This window comes from Cryobacterium sp. 10I1 (genome assembly GCF_035019805.1).
GTDB lineage: Bacteria > Actinomycetota > Actinomycetes > Actinomycetales > Microbacteriaceae > Cryobacterium > Cryobacterium glucosi.
Genome location: NZ_JASJVF010000250.1, coordinates 1 through 4,620, shown reverse-complemented (window position 1 = coordinate 4,620; position 4,620 = coordinate 1). Strand labels below are relative to the sequence as shown.

The following is a 4,620-nucleotide window of genomic DNA, read 5'->3' as shown; positions in this document are numbered from 1 at the left end:
TTGCACCACTGTGTGTAAGACCTTTCGATTGGGAGACGGTACTGCCCGGGCTGTGGGATCAGACGTTGCCGACGACGACGTCGGGAACGGCCCGGCCTTCGAGCAGTCGGTAATTGGCGCCGACGATAGCCAATGTACCCGCTGCGACGGCGTCGCTGATCAACTCGGACTGTTCCAGGAGCTCGGTCACGGTGTCGCGCAGGTGTTCTCTGCCGACCATGAGTGCATCGATGCTCCCGGGTTCGGTCAGCGTCGCATCCGTCGCCGCGACCACCCGGTGCACGGCGGGCACGATCTTCTCAATGATCCGGCCGATGTGCACGGGCAGGGGAGCCGCCCCGGGCGCCTGCGCGTCAACGGCGGCCTGGACCGCGCCGCAGCCGTCGTGGCCGAGCACGAGGATGAGCGGGACCTTGAGCACGGCGACCGCGTACTCGAGGGAGCCGAGCACGGAATCGGAGATGACCTGCCCGGCGTTCCGCACGACGAAAAGGTCGCCGAGGCCCATGTCGAAGATGATCTCGGCGGCGAGACGCGAGTCGCTGCACCCGAAGAGGGCCGCGGCCGGGGTCTGCGCGGTCGCGAGCTCGGTGCGCCGGTCGACGTCCTGGCGCGGATGCTGCGGCTCGCCGTCCACGAATCGCTGGTTGCCGCGCTGCAGCCGGCTCCACACCGCTGCCGGGCCCACGGCGTCGCCCGGGGCCGCAGCCTGGCTGATGAGCACGTCTTTGCCCCGTCCGGTCACTGGGTCACCGCCTGTCCGTTGGCACTGATCTGGGCGGCGATCGCGGTCGCGACCGCCGCGAATTCGTCTTCGTCTGCCGTTCCGACGAGCAGGTAGCTGCTCGTCCCTGCGCTCGTCACGAGGGCGTATTCGAAGTTGCCGCGGTCCTTCTCGGCCGCCGGGTTCCGGTAGACGTCCCAGGTGACTCCTGCGAGGGTGAGCGTCTGGGCTGCGGGGGCGTCGTTCAACTGCTGCCCGATCCAGGTCGGATTCGCGCCGAGGGCCTGGGTGAGGCCGATGAACTCGTTGCGGGGGGTCAGCAGGCCGATGTACCAGGACGGGATCTTGTCTGTGCCTCCGAGACGCCACTGGGCGGCATTCGCCCGCCAGCCATCCGGGAGCTCAGGGACCACAAGCGGCTCGTCGATCCCGACCTGCACCTGGCTCGCGACGGCGGCGAAATCGACGGTGCGGTCGACGGGCCCGTCGCTGCGCGGGACGAGGAGGACGAGAACGAAGACCGCACCGAGGGTGGCGAGGAGGGACAGGACCAGGTTGTTGACGGTCTTGCGCGACCGGTAGTTCCGCGAGTTCGTCGCGAGGCGGTCCGCCGTCTCCTGGGCGGTCTCAGGCCTGCCGAGCTCGGCGACGACCCGGGGCGGGCGCTTCGTGGTGGTCATTCGGTGCCGGGGCCGGTCGAGGGGGAGGCGGAGTCCAGTTGGCGCGCGCGAGCGGCGTCGAGGCGGGCCTTGGCTCCGATCAGCCATTCCTCACAGCGGCTCGCGAGTTCCTCGCCGCGTTCCCACAGGGCGAGGGACTCTTCGAGGGTCGAAGAGCCCTGTTCGAGGGCGCTCACGACCCGTACGAGTTCGTCCCTGGCCTGCTCGTAGCTCAGGGTGGAGATGTCGGCGGGAGCGGTCATGGCGTCCATTCTATTGAGTCCTGGCTGTCGTCTTCGGCCCGGTGGCCGGGTCAGCTGCCGGGTCCGCGGCCGGGTCTGCGGCCGGCTCGGCGGACGGGCCTGCTGTGGCCGCGAGGGTTCCCGCGCCGAGCGTGATCCTGAGCCGGGTACCGTCCGGAGCATCGGCGGCGGCACGCAGCACGTGGCCGTCCCGCACCTGCACGATCGCGTAACCGCGGTCGAGGGTGCCCTGCGGGGACAGCGTGCGGAGCCTCGTGCGGAGCTCCGTGACGACGCCGGCGGATGCCTCGACGACGCGTTCCACTAGCTCCGTTCCCCGGGCGACGTACCGGGTGAGGTCCTCGGCACGGGAATCGACGATCCAGGCCGTGCTGCTGAGCACGGGGCGTGACCGGAGCTGGCCGATCCGGTCGACCTCGGCGGCGAGGATTCCGGTCAGCCGGGTGCCCAACCGGGCCCTGGCCTGCTGGACGCGGTTGAGCTCGTCCGAGACGTCGGGAACGACCCGCTTGGCGGCATCCGTCGGGGTGGAGGCCCGGAGGTCGGCGACCTCGTCGAGCAGGGGCCGGTCGGCCTCGTGGCCGATCGCACTGACCAGGGGGGTGGTGCAGGCCGCCGCGGCGCGGAGCACGCGTTCGTCGCTGAAGCCGAGCAGGTTCTGGAAGTCGCCGCCGCCGCGGGCGACGATGATGACGTCGACGTCGGGGTCGGCATCGAGGCGCTGGATCGCGGCGACGACCTCGGCCACCGAGCGGTCGCCCTGCATGGCCGCGTACGCGAGGTGGAAATCGACGGCGGGCCAGCGCAGCTGGGCGTTGCGGATGACGTCCTTCTCGGCGTCGGAGTCCTTGCCGGTGACGAGGCCGATGCAGTGCGGCAGGAACGGGAGCGGTTTCTTGCGGGAGGCGGCGAAGAGGCCTTCGGCCGCGAGCTGCTTGCGGAGACGCTCGAGGCGTTCGAGCATGTCGCCGAGGCCGACGTGGCGCAGGTCGAAGACCTGCATGGTGAGTGTGCCGCCCTTGACCCAGTAATTCGGCTTGACCAGGGCGATGACGCGGTCGCCCTGCTTAAACTCGTCGCTCAGCCGGGCCTTGACGGACGACCACACGGTGAAGCCGACGGTGGCGTCCTCGCTGAGGTCTTTGAGCTTGCCGTACACATTGCCGCCACTGACGCCCCACTGGGTGATCTCACCCTCGACCCAGGCTGTGCCGAGCCGCTCGATGTAGCCGCGGATCTTGTTCGCCAGCAGGGCGACGGGCCACGGAGCCTCGAGGGTGGGTGGTGCATCGGTCATGAATCGTTCCTCCCACGGCCTGTCCAGCCACGCACCCATAGAATGAGCCGGTGACTATCAGCTCGGATTCAAGCGTTATCGGCCTCGGCATGCCCCGGATTCCCCGGGCACGCAACGTCCTCAAGGATACCCCGGTGGATGGGCCGAAACGGGTGCTGCTCGCTGCCCCGCGCGGCTACTGCGCGGGTGTCGACCGGGCCGTCATCGCGGTCGAGAAGGCGCTCGAGCTGTACGGAGCGCCCGTCTACGTGCGCAAGCAGATCGTGCACAACGTGCACGTCGTCTCCGAACTCGAGAAGCAGGGCGCCATCTTCGTCGACGAGGTCGATGAGGTGCCCCGCGGCTCGCACCTCGTCTTCAGCGCCCATGGAGTGTCGCCGGCCGTCGTCAGCGCGGCCGCTGCGCGGGGGCTGCGCGCGATCGACGCGACCTGCCCGCTCGTCACCAAGGTGCACCGCGAGGCCGTGCGCTTCGCCCGCGATGATTTCGAGATCCTGCTGATCGGCCACGAAGGACATGAAGAGGTCGAGGGCACGGCAGGGGAGGCACCGGAACACACGACCCTCGTGGGCAGCCCGGACGAGGCCGACACGATCGTGGTGCGCAACCCGGAGAAGGTCGTCTGGCTGTCGCAGACCACCCTCAGCGTCGACGAGACCATGGAGACCGTGAGCCGGCTCCGCGCCCGGTTCCCGCTGCTGCAGGATCCGCCGAGCGATGACATCTGCTACGCCACCCAGAACCGGCAGGTGGCGATCAAGAAGATCGCCGAGGCCTCAGACCTCGTGCTCGTCGTCGGTTCGGCGAACTCGTCCAATTCGGTGCGCCTCGTCGAGGTCGCCCTCGAATACGGCGCCCGCGCCGCCTACCGGGTCGACTTCGCGAGCGAGGTCAAGCAGGAGTGGCTCGACGGCGTCGCGACCGTCGGAGTGACGAGCGGGGCATCCGTGCCCGAGGAACTCGTGACCGAACTCCTGCGCGACCTCGCCGGCGCCGGATTCGGTGACGTGCAGGAAGTGAAGACCGCCGAGGAGGACCTGCTGTTCTCGCTCCCGAAGGAACTGCGCAAGGACCTTGCGGGCAACAACGACGCACGGGCCCTCGGCGGGCGAGTGACCCGGGTCGAGTAGCGCCGATCATCGTGGGGCGCCGGTGGGGGGCGCCCGCGTGGATGCCTACGGCTGGCTGTAGAAGTCGATCAGCGTCGGGTCGGTGGTCACGACGACCATCATGAAGGCGAAGATCACCACGAGCGCGATCACCGCGCCGATCACCGGGACGTAGAACGCCCGCTTGCGGCGTGAGATGAGCAGGATCGCCGCGGCGGCGGTGAGCAGCCAGACGATCGCTTCGGTGATTCCGCCCGCCGTGACGAGCCCGGCGACGGAGGAGTCCGGCACGTAGGTACCGAGGTGGGACTGGGTGTAGAGCATCTGGATGGCGTCGGGGAGGGCGTTGAGCACCCCGATCGACATGAAGGTCGCGGCGAGGCCGAGCGCGAGCAGGCCGAGGGTGACCCGCCGGTCCCAGGCGGGAACATCGGGCCTGGCCGGTCCGGTCAGAGTACCAAGCGACGGCGCGGAGACAGCGGAGTTCGGGCCAGCGGTTGGCGAGCGTGGCGTTGTGACGCCCGGATCCCAGCTCCAGCCCTCAGGGGCCAGCTCCCCGTAGCGGGGC

6 protein-coding genes are annotated in these 4,620 nt (G+C 69.5%); 1 reads left to right on the top strand and 5 read right to left on the bottom strand.

The window, feature by feature from the left end; translation table 11 throughout:
• Positions 1-58: 58 nt before the first annotated feature.
• Genes QN345_RS15820 through xseA form a run of 4 tightly spaced genes read right to left on the bottom strand, consistent with a single transcriptional unit; the run spans position 59 to position 2,943 of the window.
• A complete protein-coding gene (locus QN345_RS15820) occupies positions 59-718 on the bottom strand; it encodes a carbonic anhydrase (RefSeq protein WP_370294599.1) in 660 nt (219 codons plus the stop codon).
• 23 nt (positions 719-741) lie between these two features.
• Positions 742-1,404 carry a DUF4245 domain-containing protein gene (locus QN345_RS15815; protein ID WP_134558101.1) on the bottom strand — a complete coding sequence of 221 codons (663 nt, stop codon included), beginning with the start codon at positions 1,402-1,404 and terminating at the stop codon, positions 742-744.
• Entirely contained in the window at positions 1,401-1,655 is a 255-nt protein-coding gene (locus tag QN345_RS15810) for an exodeoxyribonuclease VII small subunit (RefSeq protein WP_134449494.1), read from the bottom strand. The genes QN345_RS15815 and QN345_RS15810 overlap by 4 nt, the downstream gene beginning before the upstream one ends.
• A gap of 1 nt (position 1,656) precedes the next feature.
• The gene (xseA, locus tag QN345_RS15805; RefSeq protein WP_322140705.1) at positions 1,657-2,943 is read right to left on the bottom strand and encodes an exodeoxyribonuclease VII large subunit; all 1,287 of its coding nucleotides are present in this window, start codon (positions 2,941-2,943) and stop codon (positions 1,657-1,659) included.
• 89 nt (positions 2,944-3,032) lie between these two features.
• Between xseA and QN345_RS15800 the strand changes: the two genes are divergently transcribed.
• A complete protein-coding gene (locus tag QN345_RS15800; RefSeq protein ID WP_134449618.1) occupies positions 3,033-4,073 on the top strand; it encodes a 4-hydroxy-3-methylbut-2-enyl diphosphate reductase in 1,041 nt (346 codons plus the stop codon).
• A 45-nt stretch (positions 4,074-4,118) separates the two neighbouring features.
• Here QN345_RS15800 and QN345_RS15795 read toward each other — a convergent pair.
• Positions 4,119-4,620 (bottom strand): DUF6264 family protein (locus tag QN345_RS15795; protein WP_323508850.1); only part of this gene is annotated, 502 nt, incomplete at its 5' end.

What these genes read in the sequence shown, in the direction of transcription:
- QN345_RS15810 (WP_134449494.1), bottom strand. Translation starts at nt 1,655, where the DNA reads ATGGACGCCATGACCGCTCCCGCCGACATCTCCACCCTGAGCTACGAG.
- QN345_RS15800 (WP_134449618.1), top strand. Translation starts at nt 3,033, where the DNA reads ATGCCCCGGATTCCCCGGGCACGCAACGTCCTCAAGGATACCCCGGTG.
- xseA (WP_322140705.1), bottom strand. Translation starts at nt 2,943, where the DNA reads ATGACCGATGCACCACCCACCCTCGAGGCTCCGTGGCCCGTCGCCCTG.
- QN345_RS15815 (WP_134558101.1), bottom strand. Translation starts at nt 1,404, where the DNA reads ATGACCACCACGAAGCGCCCGCCCCGGGTCGTCGCCGAGCTCGGCAGG.